This is a genomic window from Pseudomonas sp. AM8, assembly GCF_036346475.1.
Classification (GTDB): domain Bacteria; phylum Pseudomonadota; class Gammaproteobacteria; order Pseudomonadales; family Pseudomonadaceae; genus Aquipseudomonas; species Aquipseudomonas marginalis.
In genome coordinates, this window is sequence record NZ_JAOTNX010000005.1 from 298,865 (window position 1) to 322,231 (window position 23,367).

At 62.7% G+C, this 23,367-nt stretch carries 21 protein-coding genes and 2 pseudogenes; 9 read left to right on the forward strand and 14 right to left on the reverse strand.

Annotation, left to right across the window (positions count from 1 at the left end; translation table 11 throughout):
* The first annotated feature begins 23 nt into the window (after positions 1-23).
* Positions 24-737 (forward strand): GntR family transcriptional regulator, encoded by a 714-nt coding sequence (locus V3W40_RS15075; RefSeq protein ID WP_065939635.1) that lies wholly within the window; start codon positions 24-26, stop codon positions 735-737.
* Positions 738-743: 6 nt separating this feature from the next.
* Here the strand turns inward: V3W40_RS15075 and V3W40_RS15080 are convergent, their stop codons facing one another.
* From V3W40_RS15080 to V3W40_RS15090, 3 genes are all read right to left on the reverse strand, one after another.
* Positions 744-1,694 (reverse strand): PDR/VanB family oxidoreductase, encoded by a 951-nt coding sequence (locus V3W40_RS15080; RefSeq protein WP_330215253.1) that lies wholly within the window; start codon positions 1,692-1,694, stop codon positions 744-746.
* A gap of 29 nt (positions 1,695-1,723) precedes the next feature.
* Positions 1,724-2,785 carry an aromatic ring-hydroxylating oxygenase subunit alpha gene (locus V3W40_RS15085; RefSeq protein WP_065948005.1) on the reverse strand — a complete coding sequence of 354 codons (1,062 nt, stop codon included), beginning with the start codon at positions 2,783-2,785 and terminating at the stop codon, positions 1,724-1,726.
* Positions 2,786-3,496: 711 nt separating this feature from the next.
* Positions 3,497-4,984: an aldehyde dehydrogenase family protein gene (locus tag V3W40_RS15090; RefSeq protein ID WP_330215254.1), complete on the reverse strand. Its 1,488-nt coding sequence runs from the start codon at positions 4,982-4,984 to the stop codon at positions 3,497-3,499.
* A gap of 263 nt (positions 4,985-5,247) precedes the next feature.
* Here V3W40_RS15090 and V3W40_RS15095 point away from each other — a divergent pair, with 263 nt between their 5' ends.
* Both V3W40_RS15095 and V3W40_RS15100 read left to right on the forward strand, forming a co-directional pair.
* Positions 5,248-6,417, forward strand: coding sequence for a p-hydroxyphenylacetate 3-hydroxylase oxygenase component (locus V3W40_RS15095; RefSeq protein ID WP_065923939.1), 1,170 nt, complete (start codon positions 5,248-5,250; stop codon positions 6,415-6,417).
* Positions 6,418-6,473: 56 nt separating this feature from the next.
* Entirely contained in the window at positions 6,474-7,406 is a 933-nt protein-coding gene (locus tag V3W40_RS15100) for a p-hydroxyphenylacetate 3-hydroxylase reductase component (protein WP_065923940.1), read from the forward strand.
* Positions 7,407-7,456: 50 nt separating this feature from the next.
* Here the strand turns inward: V3W40_RS15100 and V3W40_RS15105 are convergent, their stop codons facing one another.
* From V3W40_RS15105 to V3W40_RS15120, 4 genes are all read right to left on the reverse strand, one after another.
* Complete coding sequence (locus tag V3W40_RS15105) at positions 7,457-8,563, reverse strand: class II histone deacetylase (RefSeq protein WP_330215255.1); 1,107 nt, start codon at positions 8,561-8,563, stop codon at positions 7,457-7,459.
* 34 nt (positions 8,564-8,597) lie between these two features.
* Positions 8,598-9,761 carry an MFS transporter gene (locus tag V3W40_RS15110; RefSeq protein WP_330215256.1) on the reverse strand — a complete coding sequence of 388 codons (1,164 nt, stop codon included), beginning with the start codon at positions 9,759-9,761 and terminating at the stop codon, positions 8,598-8,600.
* A gap of 22 nt (positions 9,762-9,783) precedes the next feature.
* Positions 9,784-10,665, reverse strand: coding sequence for a transporter (locus tag V3W40_RS15115; RefSeq protein ID WP_141691232.1), 882 nt, complete (start codon positions 10,663-10,665; stop codon positions 9,784-9,786).
* Between the two features lie 132 nt (positions 10,666-10,797).
* Positions 10,798-11,775, reverse strand: a complete 978-nt coding sequence (locus tag V3W40_RS15120) for a helix-turn-helix transcriptional regulator (protein ID WP_065923943.1) — start codon at positions 11,773-11,775, stop codon at positions 10,798-10,800.
* Positions 11,776-12,459: 684 nt separating this feature from the next.
* Here V3W40_RS15120 and V3W40_RS34725 point away from each other — a divergent pair.
* Positions 12,460-12,702: pseudogene (locus V3W40_RS34725) on the forward strand (PAS domain-containing protein); the annotation flags it as partial.
* A 15-nt stretch (positions 12,703-12,717) separates the two neighbouring features.
* A pseudogene (locus tag V3W40_RS34730) lies at positions 12,718-12,999 on the forward strand (methyl-accepting chemotaxis protein); the annotation flags it as partial.
* 45 nt (positions 13,000-13,044) lie between these two features.
* Here V3W40_RS34730 and V3W40_RS15130 read toward each other — a convergent pair.
* Positions 13,045-14,373, reverse strand: coding sequence for a hypothetical protein (locus V3W40_RS15130; RefSeq protein WP_330215258.1), 1,329 nt, complete (start codon positions 14,371-14,373; stop codon positions 13,045-13,047).
* 291 nt (positions 14,374-14,664) lie between these two features.
* Here V3W40_RS15130 and V3W40_RS15135 point away from each other — a divergent pair, with 291 nt between their 5' ends.
* From V3W40_RS15135 to V3W40_RS15150, 4 genes are all read left to right on the forward strand, one after another.
* Positions 14,665-16,164, forward strand: a complete 1,500-nt coding sequence (locus V3W40_RS15135; RefSeq protein WP_092359660.1) for an APC family permease — start codon at positions 14,665-14,667, stop codon at positions 16,162-16,164.
* Entirely contained in the window at positions 16,109-16,729 is a 621-nt protein-coding gene (locus V3W40_RS15140) for a DUF3156 family protein (protein WP_065923947.1), read from the forward strand. The genes V3W40_RS15135 and V3W40_RS15140 overlap by 56 nt, the downstream gene beginning before the upstream one ends.
* A 116-nt stretch (positions 16,730-16,845) precedes the next feature.
* The gene (feaR, locus tag V3W40_RS15145) at positions 16,846-17,808 is read left to right on the forward strand and encodes a transcriptional regulator FeaR (protein ID WP_027603480.1); all 963 of its coding nucleotides are present in this window, start codon (positions 16,846-16,848) and stop codon (positions 17,806-17,808) included.
* Between the two features lie 15 nt (positions 17,809-17,823).
* The gene (locus V3W40_RS15150) at positions 17,824-18,453 is read left to right on the forward strand and encodes a TetR/AcrR family transcriptional regulator (RefSeq protein WP_065923948.1); all 630 of its coding nucleotides are present in this window, start codon (positions 17,824-17,826) and stop codon (positions 18,451-18,453) included.
* A 23-nt stretch (positions 18,454-18,476) separates the two neighbouring features.
* Here the strand turns inward: V3W40_RS15150 and V3W40_RS15155 are convergent, their stop codons facing one another.
* From V3W40_RS15155 to V3W40_RS15180, 6 genes are all read right to left on the reverse strand, one after another.
* A complete protein-coding gene (locus V3W40_RS15155; protein WP_065923949.1) occupies positions 18,477-19,247 on the reverse strand; it encodes an SDR family oxidoreductase in 771 nt (256 codons plus the stop codon).
* The gene (locus V3W40_RS15160) at positions 19,240-20,040 is read right to left on the reverse strand and encodes an SDR family NAD(P)-dependent oxidoreductase (RefSeq protein ID WP_330215259.1); all 801 of its coding nucleotides are present in this window, start codon (positions 20,038-20,040) and stop codon (positions 19,240-19,242) included. The genes V3W40_RS15155 and V3W40_RS15160 overlap by 8 nt, the downstream gene beginning before the upstream one ends.
* Positions 20,033-20,854 (reverse strand): molybdenum cofactor biosynthesis F family protein, encoded by an 822-nt coding sequence (locus tag V3W40_RS15165; RefSeq protein ID WP_330215260.1) that lies wholly within the window; start codon positions 20,852-20,854, stop codon positions 20,033-20,035. Before V3W40_RS15165 ends, V3W40_RS15160 begins: the two co-directional genes overlap by 8 nt.
* An 85-nt stretch (positions 20,855-20,939) precedes the next feature.
* Positions 20,940-21,599 carry a response regulator transcription factor gene (locus V3W40_RS15170; protein ID WP_065923952.1) on the reverse strand — a complete coding sequence of 220 codons (660 nt, stop codon included), beginning with the start codon at positions 21,597-21,599 and terminating at the stop codon, positions 20,940-20,942.
* Positions 21,600-21,656: 57 nt separating this feature from the next.
* Positions 21,657-22,022 carry a cupin domain-containing protein gene (locus tag V3W40_RS15175; RefSeq protein WP_065923953.1) on the reverse strand — a complete coding sequence of 122 codons (366 nt, stop codon included), beginning with the start codon at positions 22,020-22,022 and terminating at the stop codon, positions 21,657-21,659.
* A 31-nt stretch (positions 22,023-22,053) separates the two neighbouring features.
* On the reverse strand, positions 22,054-23,352 hold the full coding sequence (locus tag V3W40_RS15180) for an NAD(P)/FAD-dependent oxidoreductase (protein WP_065923954.1): 1,299 nt from the start codon (positions 23,350-23,352) through the stop codon (positions 22,054-22,056).
* Positions 23,353-23,367 lie beyond the last annotated feature (15 nt).

The following is a 23,367-nucleotide window of genomic DNA, read 5'->3' on the forward strand; positions in this document are numbered from 1 at the left end:
CACGTTTTCTGGAAGTTGCCTGGATGAGTAAACCCGGTCAATTGGTGCTGGTTGCACTGCGCAAGATGATTGCCAGCGGGGAGTTGGCGGCGGGCGAGCGGCTGATGGAGATTCCCACGGCGCAGCTGTTCGGCGTGTCGCGCATGCCCGTGCGCATGGCCTTTCGTACCCTCGAACAGGAAGGACTGCTGGTGCCGTTTGGCGGGCGCGGCTATCAGGTGCGTTCGGTCAGCCCCAGCGACATTGCCGGCGCCGTCGAAGTGCGCGGCGTGCTTGAGGGCCTGGCAGCGCGTCAGACCGCCGAGCTTGGTTTATCCGACGCGGCGCGTGCGGCGCTGGAGCGCTGCCTGGTGGAAGGCGATCAACTGTTCGAAAAGGGCTATGTGACCGAGGATGACCTTGAGGTCTATCACGACCTGAACATGCGCTTTCACCAGGTCATCGTCGAAGGCAGCCACAACCCGGCGATCGCCGACGCGCTGGCCCGCAATGATCACCTGCCGTTCGCCTCGGTGACGGCGCTGGCGGTGGATCGCGAGGACATGGCCCGCGAGTACCGACGCTTCAACTATGCCCACATGCAGCATCATTCGGTTTTCGATGCCCTGGTCAATCGCCAGGGCGCGCGGGCCGAAGCCATCATGCGCGAGCACGCCAACGCGACGTTGCGCTATGCCGAGATCTTCAGCTCAGCCACCGCCGCCGCGCGCATGAAGGTGATTTTGCCCGCGTCGTGACACCTGTCAGATATCGAGCACCAGCAACGGGGTCTTCGCGCGTGAACAGCAGGGCGTGAACTGGTCATTCAGGGCCTGTTCCTGCTCGGTGAGGAACAGGTCGCGGTGCTCCGGTATGCCCTCCAGCACACGGGTCAGGCAGGTGCCGCAAATCCCCTGTTCGCAGGACACGGCAATCTCTATGCCGTGGCTTTCCAGGACCTGGACCACGGTCTTGTCGGCGGGAATTTCAAAGACCTGGCCGCTGCTGCCGAGCTTTACCGAAAAGCCGCCGTCGAGGCTGCTGTCCACCGGTGCCGCGCTGAAGTATTCGCGGTGCAGGCAGTCTTCCTGCCAGCCCTGCGCGCGTGCGCTGTCGAGCACATGCTGCATGAACCCGCCGGGGCCGCAGACATACAGGTGCACGTCATCGGCGGGCGCTGCCAGCACTTCGGCGATGTTCAGCGCGGTGTGGGGCTGCTCGTCGAAATGCAGGAACACCCGCGCGGCAAACGGCGACGCCTTGAGCCGCTGCACAAACGCCGCACGCTCACTGGCGCGGGCGCAGTAATGCAGTTCGAAGTCGGCACCCACATGGGCCAGGCGCTCGGCCATGCACAGGATCGGGGTGATGCCGATGCCGCCGGCAAACAGCAGGCTGCGTCGCGCGTTGTCGGCCAGGGGAAACAGGTTGCGTGGTTCGCTGATGGTCAGGCGGGCGCCCTCGTGAACCTGCTCGTGCAGGCTGCGCGAGCCACCCCGGGACGCCGGGTCCTTGAGCACGCCGATCAGGTAGCGATGACGTTCTTCGGGGTGATTGCACAGGGAATATTGCCGGATCACCCCATCGGGCAGGTGCACGTCAATATGCGCGCCGGCACTGAAGGCCGGCAGCGGCTGACCATCGACACTGGCCAGTTCATAGCTGCAAATGTCCTGGGCTTCGTTGTTACGGGATACCACCACCACATCGATCATGTTCAGTCCTCGCAAAGTTGTCGCGCTGTTCAGGCGGTGGTGGTGGCGATCAGTTGCGGTTCGAGGGCGCGTTCCTTGGCAATCAGTCGCTCCAGGATCTTGCGCGATTGCACGCCACCCGCGTCGATATTCAACTTGAGCAGGTTGCGCTGCGGATGGGCCAGCAGGTTCTGTTGCTGGCGTTCGAGCATCTCCAGGTCTTCGCTGAAAATCTTGCCCTGGCCCTCGCGAATGCTTGCGGTCAGTGCCTCATCGTGGGGGTTGAAGTTGCGCGCCATGCCCCAGAAGTACCAGATCGAGGTGTCGGTTTGCGGGGTGATGAAGTCGACCACGATGCTCGCAGCCTTGTGTTCGGGGGCGGCGTTATAGCCACCTTTGCCGGCGTGGGCCACGCCGACTTCGATCAATACATGGCTGGGCGGGGTGAAGCGGCAGATCTGCCAGCGGTCCACCGGCACGTCATCGGCGAGGTTATTACCGCGCAGGGCCATGCGCCAGAATGGCGGGGCCATGATGTTTTCCATGTGCCGGGCAGTGACGACCTCATCGCCGTCCACCGTGGTCACGGGCGGCGCTTCGTCGATTTCCTTCTGGCCGATGCTGGAGGCGTGCACGTAGGTTTCGTGGGTCAGGTCCATCAGGTTGTCGATCATCAGGCGGTAGTCGCACTGGATATCGAACAGCCCGCCGCCATAGGCCCACTGGTCACTCACGGCCCATTCCAGGTGATGGATCAGCGCCGGGTCGGCCTGGCTCTGATCGCCGGGCCATACCCAGATGAAGCCGTAGCGTTCAACGGCGGCAAAGGTCTTGTTGCAGGGAAAACCACGTACCCGCTGGCCGGGCATTTCCACGGTCTTGCCGTCGCCGCCCATGACCAGGCCGTGGTAGCCGCAGACCAGGTTGCCGTTCTCGACATACCCCAGTGAAAGCGGCGCGCCGCGATGGGGGCAGAAGTCCTCTACCGCCACCACGGCGCCTTCCTGGCCACGATAAAACACCATCTTTTCGCCACAGATCTGTCGACCGAGTGGCTTGTGCGCGATTTCATCGGGGGTGCAGGCGACATACCATGTGTTTTTGGGGTACATGATGACTCTCCAGGCGATGGATTATTTTTATTTAATGGATCCATTAGGCTTAAGAGGTAGAGAGTAGTCAAGCTTGGTATGGGATTTTACTGGGCGATTATCGAGCTGTTTGTGATTTATGGATCCAATGCTGGGGTTGATGTGGGAGGGGGGTTGCTTCTGTGGCGGCCTTAGAGCCGACCGGAGTTGGGTCTGGTGTCCTCGGTTAAAAATGTGGGAGGCCCACTACGTCTTCGACGTAGCGCTGTCGCGCAGCAAACTGGGGGCGCCTACGAATATTCGTGGCGGCTGAGGTGATCGTTCCCGCGCTCTGCGTGGGAATGATCTTTGAATGTGAAATTCCAGTTTTTAATTGAAAAATTTAATCTTTAAAATCAGGGAGTTATTTTAAGTTTGATAAGAGGGGGCTTGCCCCCGATGAGCATGGGTATCTACACAACTTGAGCGAGCCTTCTGCGTAGATACCAACGCCGCGCAAATCCGTAGCAGCTGTCGAGCGCAAGCGAGGCTGCGGCGGCCGCGACTCGAGCTTGAATCGGCAGCGCGCCTGACGCAGCCTCGCTTGCGCTCGGCAGCTGCTACGCACTATTCAAGTTGTGTGGATACTCATGCCCCCGATGAGGGAGTGTCAGTCACTTATTTGTTAACTGACCCGGTGCTATCGGGGGCAAGTCGCACCGTCCTACTCCCACATTTGAATCACGATCCCTCTCAGTAGCGAATCATCACTGACTTCAACTCGGTGTAATCCTCGATGAAGGCGCTGCCGAACTCCCGGCCTACCCCCGAGGACTTGTTGCCGCCAAACGGCACCGCCGGGTCCAGCATCGTGTGCATGTTCACCCACACCGTGCCGGCCTCGATGGCGGGCACCATGCGCAAGGCTTTGCTGAGGTCGTTGGTCCACAGGCTGGCGCTCAAGCCGTAGGGTGTGTTGTTCATCAAGGCCAGCAGTTCTTCTTCGCTGTCGTACGGCAAGAACGTGGCAATGGGGCCGAAGGTCTCCTCGTTGAGCAGGGTGTCGTTGACGCTGTTGGCGAGGATGATCGTCGGCTCGACGTAACAGCCCGGACGGTCGATCAGGTTGCCACCGTGAATGATGCGGTTGTTTTCGGCACGGGCCTTGGCGAAGAACTCGCCGAGTTTGAGCTGGTGCTGGCGGTTGGTTACGGGGCCGAATTCGGTGCGCTCATCCAGGGGCGAGCCGATGTTCAGCGTGCTCAGGCGCTGGGCCAGTTTGCCCATCACCGTTTCGATCTGCGAACGATGCACAAAGAAGCGTTCGGCGGCGGCGCAGATTTGCCCGGAGTGCAAAAAGCCCGCTTCGATGATGCCGTTGACGGCCTTGTCCAGGTCCACATCGGGCAGGAACCCGGCCGAGTTCTTGCCGCCCAGCTCAAGGGTGGCCCGGGTCAGCCCGGCGCCCATGGCACTCTGGCCCACCGCAATTCCGGTCGGCACGGAGCCGGTGAACGACACTTTGTCGGTGCCGGGGTGTTCGATCAGGCCTTTGCCTACGCTGCCGCTGCCGGTCAAGACGTTCAGCGCACCGGCGGGAAGGCCGGCGGCAATCGCCAGTTCGGCGATGCGCAGGATGGTCAGCGGCGTGAACTCGCTGGGCTTGATGATGATGCTGCAACCGGTTACCAGCGCCGAGGCGAGTTTCCAGATGGCGATCATGGTCGAGAAATTCCACGGCACGATGCCGACCACCACTCCGACCGGCTCGCGCAGGGTGAACGCGGTGTAGCGCTCGCCGGCGAAGGAGGGCAGCGACGGAGTGATGGTCTGGCCGCTGATCTTGGTGGCCCAGCCGGCGTAGTAACGCAGGAAGTGCGCGGCCTGGTCGACTTCGAAGGCGCGGGAAATCTGGATGATCTTGCCCGACTGGCAGGTTTCGATCTGTGCCAGTTCTTCGCGGTGTTGCTCCAGCAGATCGGCCAGTTTGAACAGCACGTTGCCGCGCACTGCCGGTGCGACCTGCGACCACTGCTTGAAGCCTCGGCTCGCCGACGCCACAGCCGCGTCAATGTCGGCCGGGTCGGCGTCGGCGACATCGGCGATGACCTGGCCGGTGGCCGGGTTGATCACCTCCAACCGCTGGCTGGAATGGCTCTCGACGTAGCCACCGTCAATGAACAACCCATGGGTTCGACGGAGGAAGGCTTCAACCTGGGGCAGCAGTGGAATATCGCTCATGGGGTTTTTCCTGGTGGCAGACATTGAAAAGCCCGAGGTTAATCCCCGTGGCCGGAACGGGCTTGACTGTGGCTGCCCAGTGGCATGTCTGTGGCTGCCAGCGCCTGTACGCGGCGGATCAGCCTGAGCCTTTGAAAAGTACAATTTTGACTCTGGAAGGTGCATGTCCTGCCAGGAAGGCACGCTCCATACTGGCCCTGCATCCGGCGCCACGCCTTGATTTCTGGCGCTGCCCGGACATCCAATAATAAGCAGGGCCATCCATGAAAAAGCCAAACCCGCTCCTTGAAGACCTCAAGTCCATCCTGCCGACCATCGCCGCCAATGCCTTCGTGGCCGAGCAGGACCGCCAAGTGCCCGCCGAGAATATTGCGCTGCTCAAGAGCATCGGCATGCACCGTGTGTTTCAGCCGAAAGTGTTCGGCGGCATGGAGTTGTCGCTGCCGCAGTTTGCCGACTGCATCGCCTTGCTCGCCGGGGCCTGCGCCAGCACGGCCTGGGCCATGAGCCTGTTGTGTACCCACAGCCATCAATTGGCACTGTTCTCGGCCCAACTGCAGCAGGAGGTCTGGGGCGCTGACCCGGATGCCACTGCGAGCAGCAGCATCGCGCCGTTCGGGCGCACCGAGGAAGTCGAGGGCGGCGTGCTGTTCAGCGGAGAAATGGGCTGGAGCAGCGGCTGTGATCACGCCGATTGGGCGATCGTGGGTTTCCGCCGCAACAACGCCCAGGGCACCCAGGATTACTGCTTCGCGGTGCTGCCGCGCAGTGACTACCAGATCCGCGATGACTGGTTTGCCGCCGGCATGAAAGGTAGCGGCACCAAGACCTTGATCATCGACAAGGCCTGGGTGCCGGAACACCGCATCCAGAAAGCCAAGGACATGATGGAAGGCAAGTCCGCCGGCTTTGGGCTGTACCCCGACAGCAAGATTTTCTATTCGCCGTACCGGCCGTATTTTGCCAGTGGCTTTTCCACCGTCAGCCTGGGCGTCGCCGAGCGAATGCTGGAGGTGTTCCGCGAAAAGACCAGGACCCGCGTGCGCGCCTACACCGGCGCGGCAGTCGGTGCCGCGACCCCGGCGCTGATGCGCCTGGCCGAGTCGACGCACCAGGTGGCCGCCGCGCGCGCCTTCCTCGAAAAAACCTGGGACGAACACGCCGAACACAGTGAGCAGCAGCGCTACCCCAGCCGCCAGACCCTGGCGTTCTGGCGCACCAACCAGGCCTACGCGACCAAGATGTGCATCCAGGCAGTGGACCGTCTGTTCGAAGCCGCCGGCGGCAACGCCTGGTTCGAGCACAACGAGATGCAGCGCCTGTTCCGCGACTCACACATGACCGGCGCCCATGCCTACACCGACTACGACGTCTGTGCACAGATCCTCGGCCGCGAGTTGATGGGCCTGGAGCCCGATCCGAGCATGATCTGAACGCGCTTTTGAAAACAACAATCAGGGCTGCGCCTGACGCAGCCCGGGAGTCTTGCATGTCTGAATCGACCTTCGACCCACGCGCTTTTCGCCGGGCCCTGGGCAACTTTGCCACGGGCGTGACCGTGGTCACCGCCGCCGACGCCTCCGGCCGCAAGGTGGGCGTTACCGCCAATAGCTTCAACTCGGTGTCCCTGGACCCACCACTGGTGCTGTGGAGCATCGACAAACGCTCCAGCAGCCACGGGGTATTCGAGGAGGCCAGCCACTTCGCGGTCAACGTGCTGGCGGCGGACCAGATCGACCTGTCGAACAATTTTGCCCGGCCCAAGGACGACCGCTTCGCCGAGATCGCCTATGAACCGGGGGAGGGCGGGGCGCCGGTGTTCGCCGATTGTGCGGCACGTTTTCACTGCGAGAAATACCAGCAGGTGGATGGCGGCGATCACTGGATCATGATCGGCAAGGTGGTGGCCTTCGACGATTTCGGGCGCTCGCCGCTGCTCTACCACCAGGGCGCCTACTCCATGGTCCTGCCCCATACGCGCATGACCAGGCGCGACGAAAGCCAACCGCCGAGCAGCCACTTCCAGGGGCGCCTGAACCATAACCTGTATTACCTGATGACCCAGGCGGTACGCGCCTACCAGTCCAGCTACCAGCCCCGGCAACTGTCCACCGGCCTGCGCACCAGCGAGGCGCGGATGCTGATGGTGCTGGAGAACGATGCCCGCCTGAGCGCTGGCGACCTGCTGCGGGAAGTGGCGATGCCGGTGCGGGAAATCGACGACGCCGTGGCCAACCTCAAGCGCAAGGGGCTGGTCGACGATGATGAACACGGCGTACGCCTGACCGCTGCGGGCATTGAACAGACCGAAGACCTCTGGGCCATCGCACGGGAACAGCAGGACAAGGTGTTCGCCGAGTTCAGTCAGGACCAGATCGACACCTTCAAGACGGTGTTGAAGGGACTGATCAGCCACTGCTGACTGGCCAAAATCCGATGCCGGCAACGGCATCGGATTTTTTTGCGTCACGCTCAGCGGGCTTCGGCCAACTCATCGACTAAGCGCAACTGAAACGCCGCCAGCGCCGCGTTCGGTTGCTGCAACTGCACAAACTCAAGCATCGGGTCGCCGACCTGTGTCCTGACGCCCACCAATTCCTCAATGGTCGCCAGCCCGCAAAACGGTACATAGGCTTCGGAGTAGCCGCCTTCGTGCACCAGCACCAGGCGGCCCTGGCACAGGCGTTCGGCTGCTTGGCGTACAAGACGGGTCATGTGCCGGAACGAGTCACTGTGCAACAGCATTCGCGCCAGTGGGTCGACCGCGTTGGCGTCGTAGCCGCAGGCGACGATGATCAATTCCGGCTCGAAGCGCTCCAGCGCCGGAATCACGATACGCTCCATCGCGTGCAGATACGCCTCATGACCGCTGCCGGGAGGCAGCGGGATATTGATGTTCGCACCCAGCCCCGCGCCGCGCCCGCGATCGGCTTCACCGCTGTAACCTGCCGGGAAACAGCCGTCCTGATGCAGGGAAATCGTCAGCACGTCGCCGCGTTCTTCGAAGATCGATTGGGTGCCGTTGCCGTGGTGCACGTCCCAGTCGATCACCGCGACGTTGCCCAGGCCACGCCGTGCTTTTGCGGCTTCGATGGCGATGGCGATGTTGGCCAGGAAGCAGAAGCCCATGGCGTTGTCGGCGAGGCAGTGGTGACCGGGTGGGCGTGACAGAGAATAGGCATTGTCGACTTCGCCGGACAGCACCGCATCCACTGCTGCCATGGCCAGCCCGGCGGAGAGCCTGGCTATTTCATAACTGCCTGGCCCGATGGGCGCGTGGGGGCCCAATTCGCCGCCCCCGGCATCGCTCATCGCCTTGAAGCGTTGCAGGTAGTTGGGCGTGTGCACCCGCAGCAGGTCTTCATCGGTGGCCGCGTTGGCACTGCGCACCTGTAAGTGGCGGGTCAGACCGGAAACGTCCAGCAGGCTCTTCAAGCGACGCTTGGTTTCCGGTGACTCGGCGTGGCCGGTGGCGGCAGGCGGCTGCACCCACCCGCCCACCGGTAAGGTCAAGGCGTGCAACCCGGCGCTGTGCCAGAGGCTGAGTTCGTCGAAGAAAAATGCACTTTTTCGGCTCATCGTCTTTCCATTTTCGTTGGGGTAAAAGGGCCCGTCAGGCATTCGGGCGGCTGCTCAGCATCAACACCAGGGACAGCACGGTGATGCACGCCCCTGCGATCAGCAGTGATTGGAAGCCGCCGCTGGCTTCGATCATCCGGCCAGCCACGGTCGGGCCGATGGCCAGGCCGCCACCGATCACCAGGTTGGAGGTGTTCATCAATTTTCCGGAGCGGTCGAGGTCGGCCAGGCAGGCCAGGACCAGCGGCAGGATGAAGGTCCAGGTGAACTTGAAAAGCAGCGCCGCCAAGGCAAAACGCAGCATGTCGGGCTGGCCCAGCAGCAACAGCACGGCGCCTGCCATCAACGCGTACCCCAGCAGTAACAGCAACAGGCGTGGCAGACGGTCGCCGATCAGTGAGGTACAACCGGCCCCGACGATGCCCATCACCGTGGCGAGCGCCAGAATCTCGCCACTGGCCTCGGCAGAGAGGCCGGCATGGCTGCTGATGGAACCGATAAAGGTCCAGACACCGCTCAGGCTGACGTAGAAACTCAGCAGGCCCAGAATGCCCAGTGCGGCTTTCCACCGGGAGGCGAGGGCGATGCGCTCGGCGGCTTTTTCAGGCGCCGGGCTGCCCTGGGGAAAGTGCCGTGCCAGGGGCAGAAAGAGCGTCATCAAGGCGGCGAGGATCAGGTAGCAGGCTGACAACCCGTAGTGCTCGAACAGCTGGGGCAGGATGCTCAAACCGATCGCCCCGACCACCAATTGCCCCATCACCCATAACCCGTAGACACGCCCGGGATGGGCCGTGGAGGCCGCACTGGACAGGCAGATGATCATCAACGAGCCACCGGCCAGGGCGCTGCAAAAGCGCAGTGCCAGGAGTATCGGGTAGTCGTGGGCCAGCATTGAAAGCAGGTTGGCGGCGATGAACAGCAACCCGGCCAGCAAGGCGGCGCGGCGCCAGTCGACACGCTTGAGCCACCACAGTGCCGGCAGGGTGGCCAGGCTCATGGCGCCGAGTTCGGTGGAGAACAGGTCACCGATCTGCGACGGGCTCAACTGCCATTGCGTCGCCAGTTGCGCCGCCACGGCCGGTGCGGTCATCAGAATGGTCGGGGTGATGGCAGCGAACAGCACAATGGCGGCCAGCAATGCCAATGGGGATGAGGCGCGCGAACGTTCATCGGTCAGCGGTTGGGTCTGGGTGTTCATGGGCAAGCTCCGATGAGGGGGTTCAGAACACATGGACCAGGCGCAGCAGCGCGTCGGTACCGTGATAGCCGTTGTCGGTGGCGACGTTCTGCGAGAGGCCGAACATCAACTGGTTCTGTTTATCCAGCCAGTGACCAACCTCGAACCCCACTTGGGTGTAGCGCTTGTGGGTGTTGTCGATGCGCTGGTCATTGATCCGCAATTCGCCGCCATCGGCGTGGATCAGTCGCAGTGCGCCGTAGGTGCTGGGTGTGAAGTCGTAGGAGGCGAAGGCTTGCAGGCGGTACAGCGGGTCCTGTTTCAGGTCGCTGCCGAAGTAGTCGTCGTTCTTGCCATAGAGTTGGGCTTCGAGGTTGGCTTCCAGCACCCATTTTTCACCGATGCCCTGGGTGTAGTTGTAAACGAAGGTGGTACCCCAGCGATTGGCACCGGGCGACACATCGGGATTGTTACCGTGGTATTCGCCCACAGGCAGGGTGATCAGGGTCAGTAGGCCGCTGTAGGTGCGCGAGGCCGGATCGTTGATGAAAAACACCGTGCCGCCGACCTGGGGATCACCGAAACCGCTTTCTGCGCTGCGTTGGCCGGCACCCGGCAGGCGGGCGTTGATGTCGGCGAAAGGCACGATGAACTGTGGGGTACAGAGGGTGCCGCAGAGGTCGGTGAAGAACACTTGGCGGTACGCCACGGCGTTAACCTTCAGGTCGGCCTTGCCGGTGCTGTCGGCCGGGCCGTGGAAGTCACTGGCGCGGCTTGCCGGCAGGTACAGCACGCCCAGGCTGGTACCCGAGGGGGCGCCGAAAAAGTCCCGGGCGTTGAGGTCGGCCGCACTGGCGTGCAGGCTCGACAGGCCGCCGAGCAGGGCCAGTGTGGTGGTGCGGGTGAAGGTGTGGATCATGGGCATGGCATCTCTTCTTTGAGGTGTTGTGTGGCGAACGGCTCGCCCGTGGGTGGCAGAGGGGACAAAAAAAGCGCAAAGGTGTCCCGTGGCCGTCAAAACGACAGCGAAAAAGTCAGCGCGGGTCAGTGGTGCCGATCAGTCAGGCGGGGCGTGCAGCAGATGGGCGATTCGGGCTTTGTCCTTGACCCCGAGTTTGCTGTAGATGGCGCGGATGTGATGGCGCACGGTATTGGGCGACATGCCCAGGTCGCGGGCGACTTCCTTGTAGGTCTTGCCTTCGCCGAAACCCTGGGCCACCGCATTCTCCCGAGGGCTCAGTTGCATCAGCACCGTACGGCTGCGGGCGGCCAGCAGGAGCAGGTCGCCGACCGTCGAGGCCTCGACCTGCAGGTGCTTGCCGTCATAGCCCCCGGCGTCCATCGCGACCGGCAGGCAAGGGCCGGTCCAGTCCGGCCATTCGCTCAGCAGCAAGTCGACGAAGCCACGTTCCGTACAGTGCAGGGTGCCGCGCTGGTCGCACACGGCAAGTGCGAGATTGCGCGGGTGGGTGAGGGCTTCGCGCATGGCGACCAGGGTACGAATCTGATTGGCCGAGACCGCCGCCACCAGGTGCCGCATGAGGTTGTTCAGCAGCAGGCAGTCCTGCTCGGTAAAGCGTGGGGCGTCGGGCGCCCGGTAGAGCGTGAGGTGATCGCTGAGGTGGGTTTGCGGGTCGATGTACACGACGCACAGCAATTCACCGATCGCGTAGCACGAGCCGAGCCAGTTGAGCCCCGGGCCGTTGGCGGGGTTGCGCATGTCGACGATGACCGCCTGCCCCGGCACGTCGTTGACCCTGGCAATGGTCACATCGATATGACGAATCGATTGCCAATCTGCCAGGTAGCTGCGGGGCAGGTTGTAGAGGTAGGAGCTGTGTTCTTCCGGCAGGCCGTCAATCAGCGCAGCCCGGCCCCACCAGGCGCTGTCGAAGGGCAGTAGTTGGCGGATGCAGCTCAGCGCCGCTTCGTGGAAGTGTTCTATGTCTTTGTCCTGCGCCAGGCGTTGGAGCTCCAGTGTCATCGCGCTGAATGCCTCCAGCAGGCTGGCGTGACCATGATCATGACGGCTCATTCGTATGTACCTCTGTGCGACATTCTTATTGTTTTCGTCACGAAGTCATTAAGGGCCGGAACGTCGTTTTGACGTGGGCAGGGCCTGGAGACAAGTATCGACGGGTTGAAAGCCGATCACCATCCTACAGATGCACGATAGCGCCCGACGCAGGGTTTTTTTGGATGGCAGCCACGCGCAAAGGCCTTGCAGGCTCGTACAAGCAATCACGCTCGGTTTGCGATCAGATCCGGGGTTTCGACTCGATCAGAAAGGGCCAGGCCGATGTTCTTCAAGAAAAAACAGCCGATGCAGGACCTTGCCGCCGTCCTCAAGCAACTGCTGGCGGGAGAGGTGTTGGGAACCCAGGCACTGCATGCTTATCCGTCGGTGCAGGCCGACCTGGAGCAACTCGCCACACAACGTGCGCGGGCTGCGCGGCAGTTGCTGTTGCTCGAGGAATCAGCCCGCGATCAGGCTGCCGAAGGGGCGCGCAGCGAACAGGCACTTGCCGTGCTTCGCCGGCAACTGGAGCAGGCCGGGCAGCGTGAACAGGCGCGGGAAGCCGAGTTGCGCGAGCATGCGCAGCGCGCCCTTGCGCATCAACACGAGACGCAGATCTGGGAGCTGCTGCTCTGCACCATGACCGAAGGCTGCTGGGACATCACCGTGGTCAACGGTGACGTGCAGGATCCCGCCAGCCGCATGCGGATTTTCAATCAGTTCCGCCTGCTCCTGGGCTACGCGCCCCATGAGCTGCCCGATGGCTGGGACGCGCAGGTCAGCATCACCCACCCCGATGACCTGCCGAAGATCATGGCGATCTTCGATCGGGAAATCCTTGCGCCCCAGGGCAGCGGTGAGTACGTGTTTGAATACCGGATGCGCCACAAGACCCGTGACTACATCTGGTGCCGCGAGCGTGGGCGAGCGGTGCGCGATGCCCAGGGGCGTTTGACGCGGGTGATCGGCGCGGTACGCGATATCAGCGATGAGCAGTCGGCGAAGACCACCCATCAACAGCTGCTCGCACACAATCAGGCCACCTACGGCCAGATCGCCACGGTGGTGAGTGTGATCAAGGGCATTGCCGACCAGACCAACCTGCTGGCCTTGAACGCCGCCATTGAAGCGGCCAGGGCCGGCGAGGTCGGGCGCGGGTTCTCGGTGGTGGCCGATGAGGTGCGCAAGCTGGCGGAAAACACCCGTCAGGCGACCCATCAGATCCAGACGATGCTGCATCAGCACGAACGCTAGGACGGAGCTGCGTTGCGCAGCTCCTGAGGCCGGTCAGAAGGGCACGGCCACCGTCAACTGGCTGTAGAGGCTGGTGCCGTTGCCACCCACTTGGTTACCGCCGGAGTCGGCATCCTTTTTGGGTTGGTAGATGCCCACCAGCGGGCTGATGATCAGGTGGCTGTTGACCGCCCATTCGGCGTACAGGTCCAGCTCCCGGGCGTCGAGGTTCAGCGCGTCGTGTTTGCGCAGGGTATTGAAGTCGAAGTACAGCGCGGCAATCGTCAGGTTTTCCAGCGGGGTCGCCTTGAGGCCGATGTGGTGAATACCGGTGTTGCTGTTGAATGGGCCGGCGTAATTGCCGGCGACTTCACCCTGGACCCAGGTACCGTAGCCGGTGCTGAGCCCGGTGAACAGCGGGTCCCATTTTTGCGAATAGCGCGTGTAGCGATAGGTCAGCTTCGGTGCCCAACTGACATCGGCGAAGGTGTAGCCGGCTTCACCGTACCAGGCTTTTTCCGGGCCGGTGTCTTTGTCCTGCCAGGCGTATTCGAAGGCGAAGCTGGCGTTGTCGATGCCCGCACTGCCTTCGCCGCGCAGGCTGTAGGTATTGAGACCGTCACGCTGCTTCTGGACGTCGTTGGCCCATTGGTCGGTGACGCCCATGCCGTGCACCCAGGTCAACCCCAGCGTACCGGCTGCGGCCGTGTAGTCGAGCGTGCCCGCCGCCAGTTCGGTTTCGGCCTGGGCGCGGTTGTCCGACTTGAGCCACAGCACCGAGCCGTGCAGGCCCTCTTGCCCGCCCAGGCGCAGCACCGCCGTGCGGTCGAAGGCGTGGCGTGCCGCGAGGTAATAGGCGCCACCACGGTTCAGCGCACCGTCAGCCGGGCCTTTGCCGAGGTTGGGGCCGTCGTCGTTGATCAGGAACCCCCGGCCGATCTTGACCACCTGGCGCCCGATGGAAAAATCCACACCGTCCTTGCCCAGCGCCGGAAACAGGTCGGCCGAGCGCCATCCCAGGTAGGCGTCTTCGATTTTGGTGGTGCGTTCGCTGCCATCGGTGTTGCCCGCCGCATCGCCGTCGCCCCAGGTGCCGGAGCTGACCCAATTGAGCGCGCCATACGCGGTGCCGTGCCCGGCCAGGCCCTGGTCGCCGCTCACCCCGTACTTGATGAAACCCTCGCGCCAGGTCGAGCCGCCCGCTGTGCCGTCGTAGTTGTGACGGCTGTTGAACAGGCCGTAGACCGCCAGGAAGTCCGCATTCAGGTGGGAGTCCTCGTCGGCGTATAGCTCATAGGCCTGGGCCGGTGAATGGCCGATCAACAGCGCGATACCCAGGCCGACGGCCAAGGATTGCGTGCGTATTTTCAAGGTGTGCTCCATTGTTATAGTCCCCAGCATGGTTAGGTCGAGGGCGCATTAAGATGACCCCAGGCGGAGGAAGTCTTTCACCTGCGTGCCACGCAATTGATCCTGCCCGCCAAGCCGTATGCCTTGGCAGGCAGCAACAAAAGCCACGGCAGACATGGGCAAGACGCTCGGTGCTCGGGAAGTGCACAGTGATTTTGCGCACGATGCCGTTTCGATCAGGGACTGGCTGGGGAGGGCTTTATCGCCGGCTCCTTGAACGGCTCGATGCATCCACTCAGAAATCCGCTTTCGAGGATCCGCACCATGTCGATCAATGACCGACTTACACAGCATTTGAAACGCGGCAGCGTCGGGTTTCCGACCGCGCTGGCCAGCACCATTGGCCTGATCATGGCCAGCCCGGTGATTCTCACCGCGACCATGGGCTTCGGTATCGGCGGCAGCGCCTTCGCGGTGGCCATGCTGATTGCGGTGGTGATGATGCTGGCCCAGGCAACCACCTTTGCCGAGGCCGCGTCGATCCTGCCGACCACCGGCTCGGTCTACGACTACATCAATTGCGGCATGGGCCGTTTCTTTGCGATCACCGGCACCCTGTCGGCGTACCTGATCGTGCACGTATTCGCCGGCACCGCCGAGACGATTCTGTCCGGGGTCATGGCCCTGGTGAACTTCGAACACCTCAACACCCTGGCGGAGTCCGCCGGTGGCTCCTGGTTGCTGGGGGTGGGGTTTGTCGTGGTGTTCGGTGTTCTCAATGCCTTTGGCGTCAGCGCCTTCGGCAGGGCCGAGATCATCCTGACTTTCGGCATGTGGACCACCCTGATGGTGTTCGGCGTGCTCGGCCTGATCGCGGCCCCGGCGGTGCAGCTGGAGGGCTGGTTCGGCGTATCGCTGGTGGGTACCGACCTGGTCACCATTCTGTCGCTGGTGGGCATGGCCATGTTCATGTTCGTCGGTTGCGAGTTCGTCACGCCGTTGGCCCCGGACCTGCGCAACTCGGCCAAGGTCATGCCCAAGGCCATGATTTTCGGCTTGTTGAGCGTGGCGACCTGCATGTTCATCTATGGCGCGGCGATGAAGCGCCAGGTGGAAAACGTGGTGCTGGATGCCGCCACCGGCGTGCACCTGCTCGACACGCCCATGGCGATCCCACGCTTTGCCCAGCAGGTCATGGGCGATATTGGCCCGCTGTGGCTGGGGATCGGTTTCCTGTTCGCCGGTGCCGCCACCATCAACACGCTGATGGCGGGCGTGCCGAGGATTCTCTACGGCATGGCGGTGGACGGCGCGTTGCCCAAGGTCTTCACTTATTTGCACCCGCGCTTCAAGACGCCGCTGCTGTGCATCCTGGTGGCGATGCTGATTCCGTGCCTGTATGCCCTGTGGCTGGGCGGCAACACCGATAACATCATGCACCTGGTGCTGGCGGCGGTGTGTGCGTGGAGTTTCTCTTACCTGCTGGTGACGCTGTCGGTGGTGATCCTGCGCATTCGTCGTCCGGACCTGCCACGGGCCTATCGTTCGCCGTTCTTCCCGTTGCCACAGATCCTTTCCAGCGTCGGCATCTTGCTGGGCATGTGGTTCATTACCCCGCCGGGCATGAACCCTGCGGACATTTATGTGCCGTTCGGGGTGATGCTCGGGATCACGGCTTCATATGCGCTGTTCTGGACACTGGTGGTACAGAAGGTCAATCCATTCAAGCCGGCTTCGGTAGAAGAAGTGCTGGCCAAGGAGTTTTCCCATGAGCCTGGCAACCCTCACAACCCTTATCTCGAGCAGGCTGCAAAAGCTGTCTGAGCTGTTCAGCGCCCAACGGGCCCCGTCCGGTTACCGGCCTGGGGTCACGCTTGAGTACGTGCGGCGCAACCTCGGGCTGGCGAGTTTCACCTCGACGGGGCCAGCCCAGGCAAGGTTTTGCCTGGACGACATCGGCCTTCAGGTCGACGTGGCCGAGCGCACCGAAGCGCAATTGCTGATGCACCTGGTGATGACCGAATTCAGGTTCACGGTGCCCGCCTCAGAGCAGGGCAGTGCGCGCTTTGAACTGCACCACAGCGGGTCGATCCGGCGCACGGGGCTGGCCTGCCGGCAACGGGCGGGAGCGCCGGATTTGCTGGCCAGGCTCCAGGCGGCCTTGAACGATGACCCCGACCTGCATCAAGCGTTGATGGGGCTGGACTTCAAGCGCCTGCACCTCGATTTGAGCGGGCAGCAATGGCACGTACGGCTTGAGCACATGGGCGGCAGCGAGGTGGTCAACCGCATGCCGGCGTTCCGGCGCTACATCCCCTTGAGCGGCGCGCAGCGGGCCGGGCTGCTCACGGTACTGGCGGGTTTGCAGCGGGTATTGGGCGCGCTCTGAGTCGAGCAATTGGCATCATTAGTGCTTCTACAGTCGGTATCACGTACTTGTTGCGCCTATATAGATAACATGTTAACTATTGGCCGACAAAAACAAGAAACCATTGTGGAGATGCCATGAGCACCTATCAGTCTGCGCACTATGGGTTGGAAACCTGGACTCGGGATCTGCGAGCGGCCTGCGGCCATTTCGACACGGAACTGGCCTTCAACCGCTCACTGTTCATCGGTGAGGTGTCCAAGCACTCCCGGGGCGGCCTGTCACTGGCCAACCTGCGCACCAACGCCGGCCTGATCAAACGCGAGCGGCCCAATGCCGATCACGATATGGACCAGCATTGCTTCCTGGTCAGCCAGCGCAGTGGCTATTGCCAGATCACCCAGAACGGCCAGGTCATTCAATTGGCCCCCGGCGATATGCTGCTGATGGACTCCACGGGTTCGATCGAGATCAGCCCGTTTGGCCTTATCGAACATGCCTCGCTGTCACTCTCGCGCAATGAAGTGTGCAAGCAGCTGGGCAGCGCCTCGAAAACCTTCGGCAAGATCTCTTCGAGCAAGGCCTGCGGGCGCATGCTCCACGTGTTGATGGACCAGCTGTGCCGCGAGGGCCTGGAGGGTCAGGATTCGATTGAAGAGGCCGAGGCGCTGCAAGCGGCGTTTGTCTCCCTGCTCGGGTCAGCCTTTGAACTGCATGACGCCCCAGGCGACAGCGGCGTGTCCTTGCAGGGCAGCAACCTGCGCAGTTATGTGCAGAAAGTCATCGACGAGTCCCTGACCCAACCCGGCCTGAGCCCGGTAGGCCTGGCCAGCCGCCTGAACATCTCGGTGCGGCATTTGTACCGCTTGTTTGAAGAACAGGACGACAGCGTCTGCCGCTACATCCAGCGTGCGCGGCTCAAACGCAGCGCGGACGACTTGACCAACCCGTTCCTCAAGAGCGAGTCGATCACCTCGATTGCCTACAAGTGGGGCTTCACCGATTCTGCGCACTTCAGCCGCTCGTTCAAGAAGCAATTCGAGCTGTCGCCCAAGGATTTTCGTTCCACTCATCTGCAGCAAGCGGTCGGTGCGGCATAGGGTATCGATGGATCAATGAAACCGCTCACCCTGTCGGCCCATAACATTTGCGCAGTCGCGGTCGAACACTTTGCCGCTTACGGCTACGACGCTTCATCGCTGAACGAAATCGCGGTCGGGGCGGGCATGCGCAAGGCCTCGCTGTACGCGCACTTTGTCAGCAAGGACGCGCTGTTTCAGACGGTCTTCGAGATTGCCCTGGCCCATGAACATCAGTACATCGCGCAGTGCTTCAAGGAAGAGGCCGGGCACCCTGGCGTGCCTGGGCAATTGCACCTTGAGCGGTTGCGCGGGCGCTATGCGGGGTCGGCGCACCTGCGCTTCCTGTTGCGCACGGCCTACTTTCCGCCGGCGGATATTCGCAGCGTGATTACGGCAGGATTTGAGGGGTACCTGGCGAGCATTCGCGAGGATTTCCAGCGTGCCGCGCAAGGGCGATACAGGATGGTACGGCCCGAGGCGCTCGAGGTGTTTTGTGACGCTTACCTGGGTATCGTCGACAGCCTGCATGTGGAGCTGATCTATTCGACGCCCCAGGGTTACGTCAAGCGGCTTGCGGCGTTGTCGCGGGTGTTCAGTGATTCACTGTCGCTGCTTGAAGGGGCGAGCGCTATTCAACGGATACACCGCCCCTCCCAGATTTGATCCGGTTTACATCCCGATAGAGGTCACTTCACCTCTGGCAACGTCGAGCCGCCGTCCACCACGATGGTCTGCCCGGTGATGTAGGTCGCCAGGTCGGAGGCCAGGAACAGCATGGCCCCGGCAATATCCTGAGCGGCACCGAGGCGTCCCAGGGGCACGCGGCTGGCGATGTCGGCATTGACCTGGCTGTCGCCCAGGTTATCCATGGCCGGCGTGGCAATCATCCCTGGCTCGACGCCGTTGACGCGCACCTGGTAAGTCGCCAGCTCCAGCGCGGCATTGCGGATAAAACCGTTGACCCCGGCCTTGGACGCCGCGTAGTGGCTGAGCCCCGCATAGGCAACCCGTGGCCCGGTGACCGATGAGGTGACCAGTACGCAGCCACCGCCCTGGCGTTGAAACATCGGTAAGGCGGCCTGGGTCAGCCAGAACAGCGCCGAGAGGTTGACCGCCAGCGTGCGTTCAAGCATGGCCGGGGTGATCTGCGCGAACGCTGTCAACGGAAAGTAGCCGGCGTTGTGCACCAGGATATCCAGGCGACCCCAGTCCTGTTCTATAGCCTTGATGCCTTCGAACACCGCCGTCGCCTCGGCCAGGTCCAGCGCGATGGCCTCGACCCGGCAGCCGCGCGCACGCAAGCCCTCGGCCAATGCCTGGGCTTGTGCCAGGCGCAGGTCGGCGATCATGACGCGGGCGCCACGCCAGGCGAACGCCTCGACGATGGCCTGGCCGATACCCTGGGCGCCGCCGGTGACCAGCACGGTCTTGCCGCTGAAATCCAAGTCTTCAGGCATGTGCACGCTCCATATGGACGTAAGCCAGCGTGGGTACATCGACAATGCTCGAACCGCCATCGGCGACCACGCTGGCGCCGGTGATGATCGCGGCATCCGGGCTGGCCAGGAAGCGGCATACCTTGGCGATTTCCTCGGCGCTGGCGGGGCGCCGCAACGGCACGTCGGCGCATACGCGGGCATAGGCTTGCGGCAGGGTGTCGCCGTGGAAGCTCATCAACGGCTGCATTTCCTCGTCGGCCATGGGCGTGGTAACCCAGCCGGGACACACCGCGTTCACCCGCACACCGCGTGGGCCGTAATCCCGCGCCAGGGAGCGATTGAGCCCGAGCAGCGCATGCTTGGCGGTGGTGTAGCCGCATACGTCGGGCCCGGCGGCCAGCGAGGCGATGGAACCGAGCAGCACGATATTGCCGGCGCTTTCGATCAGCAGCGGCAGGCAGGCGCGGGCGCTGTAGAACGCGCTGTCCAGATTGCTGCGCAAGGCCGCCTCCCAGGTGTGTGGGCTGGTCTGGGTGGCGCTGCCCACGCCATGCCCGCCGGCGCAGGCCAGCAGCACATCGAGGCGGCCGTAGCGCTGACCAATCTGCGCAACGAAACGCTCCCAGGTGGCCGGGCAGGCCGCATCGCCGACCAACACCAGGCCGCCGGTGTCCTGCGCAACTTGCTCCAGGGGCTCGCGGCGACGGCCGATGAGCACCAGGTTGGCCCCTTCGGCGGCGTACAAGCGCGCGCAGGCGGCACCGATGCCCGTGCCGGCACCGGTGATGACAACGGTGCGTGGATCAGGCATCGGGATACTCCGTGCGGTTGAGCACTTGGCAGTAGGAGCTGACTGGAAAGTTCGACAGCTCATCGAACGACGCACCGGCATAGCCGAAGATCTTGCCGTCGCTGCGGTGCTGTTGCAGGTCGATCAGCACCAGGCCGAGGGTCGGGATGATCTTTTCGCGCCAGACGAACAGGTACAGCTGATCGGCGATCTTGTAGTAGTGGCAGCGATCGGTATCGCACAGGCCTTGCTCCACGCCCTTGAGGCATTGCCAGGCATAGAACTGATCGTTCAGGTAGATGTGCTCGTAGACTTCGCTGGGGCTGTAGCGATACAGATTGCGCAGGCCGGTCAGTTCCTGGGTGGGCGCGTGGGGGCATTGGCCCGGCTGCCAGGGTTGATCCAGGCTGCCGTGCAGGAAGTCCACGTCCACCGAGGTCAGGGCCTTGCCGGCCAGGGCGCGGCTGTAGAGGCCTTGCTCGGTTTGTTCGCGGTCCGGCATGCGCCCGATCACGGCGGTGAACGACGACGTGGTGGTGTCCAGCACCAGGCTGATCGACCAGGCCTGTCCGGCTTCATGTTTGATGAAGTCGACCAGGTACAGGCCCGGGCGGACCGAGGTGGCGCGGTAGGCGGCCGAACCGCTGGATTGACCGTCGGCGGCGTGCCAGTGCAACTGCTCGGTGTCGAAGCGATGCTCGATCTGCCAGCCGTTGGCGAAGTGCAGGGTGAAGGCCTTGCCGTTGAGGTCGGCAAGGTTGGGCAGGATAAACGCGTCGGGGGCAAAACCATCGGCGAGGGCGCCTACGGTGATCCAGTCGGATGAAGTGGTCATTGCATGGCTCCGGTTGAGGGAATGGACACCCCGGATCATGCGGTTGGCAACCTGGCGCGCCTATCAACCAAAGGGTTGAGGCGGCTTAAAGAAACAGCGCGGCGACCAGTTCGGTACGACTGCTCACACCGGTTTTGCGAAACAGGTGGATCAAGTGGGTCTTGATGGTCGGCAGGCCGACATCCAGCTCCAGGGCCAGTTGCTTGTTGCTCGCACCCTGACGTAATAACCAGGCAATCTGGCGTTCCTTGGGCGTGAGACCGGCCAATGCATCGTCGCAGGGCTGCATATTGGCCACCGCCATTTGCAGCAATGCCTGCAAGGCATTGAGCTGAGCCAGTTGGTCGGGGGTAAACACCCCTTGCTCCGCCGTGCGCAGCAAGGAGATGGCCGCCTGGGGCTGGTCCGCGCGATGGGCCACGATCTCCACCACATCGACCACACCGTAGCGTTGCAGGAAGTCTTGATAGCGGCGGCTGTCACGCAGGGGCTGGCGGGCCATGGCGAACCCCAGCGGCACCACCGCCAGCCCGCTGGACAGGCAATTGCGCGGTTGCAACGGGTCGAATTGGCGGTAGTTGTCCAGGTAGTCGCGGTGCATCTCACCGCTCATGCCTTGCAGCCTGAAATCACGGGCCTGCAGCTGGCGGTCGACACAATAGAACGCTGCCTGGCTGGCGGGCACCAGTTGAGTGAAAGCCTGCAGGCAATGGCCGGCGACTTCCTGAGCGGGGATGGCGTGCATGGTCAGTCACCTGCGCCGGAACAAACGCTGCCGGCCGAAGCCGGCAGAGGGGAGCGATCAGACTACCGCGAAATAGTGCTTCACAAAACTCTCGCTTACCACCTCCCACAGCACCGGCGTGCCCTTGGTCACGAACCAGCTGTCGCCGGCTTTGTAGCGGGTGCTCTGGCCAGTACTTTCGTCGGTCAGCACCACTTCACCGGTGACCACCGTGGCTTGTTCGGCGAACGGGTAGACCATGCGGAACTTGCCTTGGGTGGTGCCGAAATAGGCGCTGCTGACGGCGTCGGTCGGGGCGCCGAAGGTCATTTTGCCAAAGGCTTTGACTTCGCCTTCGAGGATCTCGGAGCCGAGGTCGGCAACGGTGCCCCAGGCATCGAGGTCCGATAATTGGATGTCTTTCTTCAGGGTGGTAACGGGCATGGCAGTTCTCCTGTGAATGAAACAGCGGGGCTCAACGGCGACCGTTGAAATAGCCCGAAAGTTGATGAAGGCTTTTGCCGGCCGTGAGCAGCAGCGGGCGGATATGGTCCTTGCCCAGGATCTGCGCATGCTTGACCGCGCTGATCAGGTCGTAGCGCGACGAGCCTTCGCTCATGCCCTCGGCCAAGACCTTGCAGATGATGTGGCTGGGCGTGACCCCGAAGCCGGCGTAGCCCTGCACATAAAAGGCATTCGGGCGCCCGCTGAGCGTGCCGATCTGCGGGAACAGGTTGGCCCCGGTCGCCATCGGCCCGCCCCACGCCAGGTCGATCTTCACGTCCTTGAGGTAGGGGAAAATCTTCAGCATCAGGTTGCGGTTCCAGGCTTTGAGGTCCAGCGGGATGTGCTCGACGAAAGGTGTGGCGGCACCGAACAGCAAGCGGTTTTCGTTGGTGACCCGGTAGTAGTCGATCACCGGGCGAATATCGCTGTAGGCGCCGCGTATCGGGCTGATGCGGTTGATCATCTCGTCCGACAACGGCTCGGTCATCAACTGGAAGGCATAGGTATTGACGGTGGTCTTGTGCAGTTCCGGTTCCAGCTTGTTGAGGAAACTGTCGCAGGCCCACAGCAACTTGGAGGCTTTGACCGAGCCGCGGCCGGTGCGCACGGTGATGCGTTCGCCATAACTGACTTCCAGCGCCGGGCTGTGCTCAAAGATGCGCACACCGTGGCCGGCCAGAGCCTTGGCTTCGCCCAGCAGCAGGTTCAGCGAGTGCACGTGCCCGCCGCCCATGTGCAGCAGCGCGCTGGTATAGGCGTCGGAACCGATGATCTGCTTGACCTCGGACCCCGCCATAAAGCGGATTTCGTCCTTGGTGTTGATCGACTTGAAGTCCTTCTCCCAGGCGCGCAGGGTTTTTTCCTGGCGGGCGTTGAAGCCCATGTAGCCGTAGCCGTGGCAGAAATCGGCGTCGATCGCGTACTTGGCGATGCGATCCTTGATGATGCCGGCGCCCAGCTCGCTGATTTCAAAGATCTGGCGCAGGCCTTCGTCGCCGACTTGTTGCTTGATCTTCTCCAGGTCATGGCCGATCCCCGCCATGATCTGCCCGCCATTGCGGCCCGTGCCGCCGAAACCCAGGTAGCGCGCTTCGAGCACCACAATGTTGGTGATGCCTTTTTCGGCGAGTTCCAGTGCGGTGTTGATGCCGGAGAAACCGCCGCCAATCACCACCACATCGGCTTCCACGTCCTGTTCGAGGGTGGGGAAGCTGAGGTTGTATTTCTTGGTTGCCGAGTAGTAGGTCGGCGTTTCGATATTGATCATGGCGCAGCCTGGAAA

Bases quoted from the DNA above. Each gene is read 5' to 3' on its own strand.
- V3W40_RS15165 (WP_330215260.1), bottom strand. From the start codon at position 20,854: ATGACCACTTCATCCGACTGGATCACCGTAGGCGCCCTCGCCGATGGT.
- V3W40_RS15155 (WP_065923949.1), bottom strand. From the start codon at position 19,247: ATGCCTGAAGACTTGGATTTCAGCGGCAAGACCGTGCTGGTCACCGGC.
- V3W40_RS15095 (WP_065923939.1), top strand. From the start codon at position 5,248: ATGAAAAAGCCAAACCCGCTCCTTGAAGACCTCAAGTCCATCCTGCCG.
- V3W40_RS15085 (WP_065948005.1), bottom strand. From the start codon at position 2,785: ATGTACCCCAAAAACACATGGTATGTCGCCTGCACCCCCGATGAAATC.
- V3W40_RS15075 (WP_065939635.1), top strand. From the start codon at position 24: ATGAGTAAACCCGGTCAATTGGTGCTGGTTGCACTGCGCAAGATGATT.
- V3W40_RS15175 (WP_065923953.1), bottom strand. From the start codon at position 22,022: ATGCCCGTTACCACCCTGAAGAAAGACATCCAATTATCGGACCTCGAT.
- V3W40_RS15120 (WP_065923943.1), bottom strand. From the start codon at position 11,775: ATGAGCCGTCATGATCATGGTCACGCCAGCCTGCTGGAGGCATTCAGC.
- V3W40_RS15170 (WP_065923952.1), bottom strand. From the start codon at position 21,599: ATGCACGCCATCCCCGCTCAGGAAGTCGCCGGCCATTGCCTGCAGGCT.
- V3W40_RS15090 (WP_330215254.1), bottom strand. From the start codon at position 4,984: ATGAGCGATATTCCACTGCTGCCCCAGGTTGAAGCCTTCCTCCGTCGA.
- V3W40_RS15150 (WP_065923948.1), top strand. From the start codon at position 17,824: ATGAAACCGCTCACCCTGTCGGCCCATAACATTTGCGCAGTCGCGGTC.
- V3W40_RS15140 (WP_065923947.1), top strand. From the start codon at position 16,109: ATGAGCCTGGCAACCCTCACAACCCTTATCTCGAGCAGGCTGCAAAAG.
- V3W40_RS15100 (WP_065923940.1), top strand. From the start codon at position 6,474: ATGTCTGAATCGACCTTCGACCCACGCGCTTTTCGCCGGGCCCTGGGC.
- V3W40_RS15080 (WP_330215253.1), bottom strand. From the start codon at position 1,694: ATGATCGATGTGGTGGTGGTATCCCGTAACAACGAAGCCCAGGACATT.
- V3W40_RS15110 (WP_330215256.1), bottom strand. From the start codon at position 9,761: ATGAACACCCAGACCCAACCGCTGACCGATGAACGTTCGCGCGCCTCA.
- V3W40_RS15130 (WP_330215258.1), bottom strand. From the start codon at position 14,373: ATGGAGCACACCTTGAAAATACGCACGCAATCCTTGGCCGTCGGCCTG.
- V3W40_RS15105 (WP_330215255.1), bottom strand. From the start codon at position 8,563: ATGAGCCGAAAAAGTGCATTTTTCTTCGACGAACTCAGCCTCTGGCAC.
- V3W40_RS15160 (WP_330215259.1), bottom strand. From the start codon at position 20,040: ATGCCTGATCCACGCACCGTTGTCATCACCGGTGCCGGCACGGGCATC.
- feaR (WP_027603480.1), top strand. From the start codon at position 16,846: ATGAGCACCTATCAGTCTGCGCACTATGGGTTGGAAACCTGGACTCGG.
- V3W40_RS15135 (WP_092359660.1), top strand. From the start codon at position 14,665: ATGTCGATCAATGACCGACTTACACAGCATTTGAAACGCGGCAGCGTC.
- V3W40_RS15180 (WP_065923954.1), bottom strand. From the start codon at position 23,352: ATGATCAATATCGAAACGCCGACCTACTACTCGGCAACCAAGAAATAC.
- V3W40_RS15115 (WP_141691232.1), bottom strand. From the start codon at position 10,665: ATGCCCATGATCCACACCTTCACCCGCACCACCACACTGGCCCTGCTC.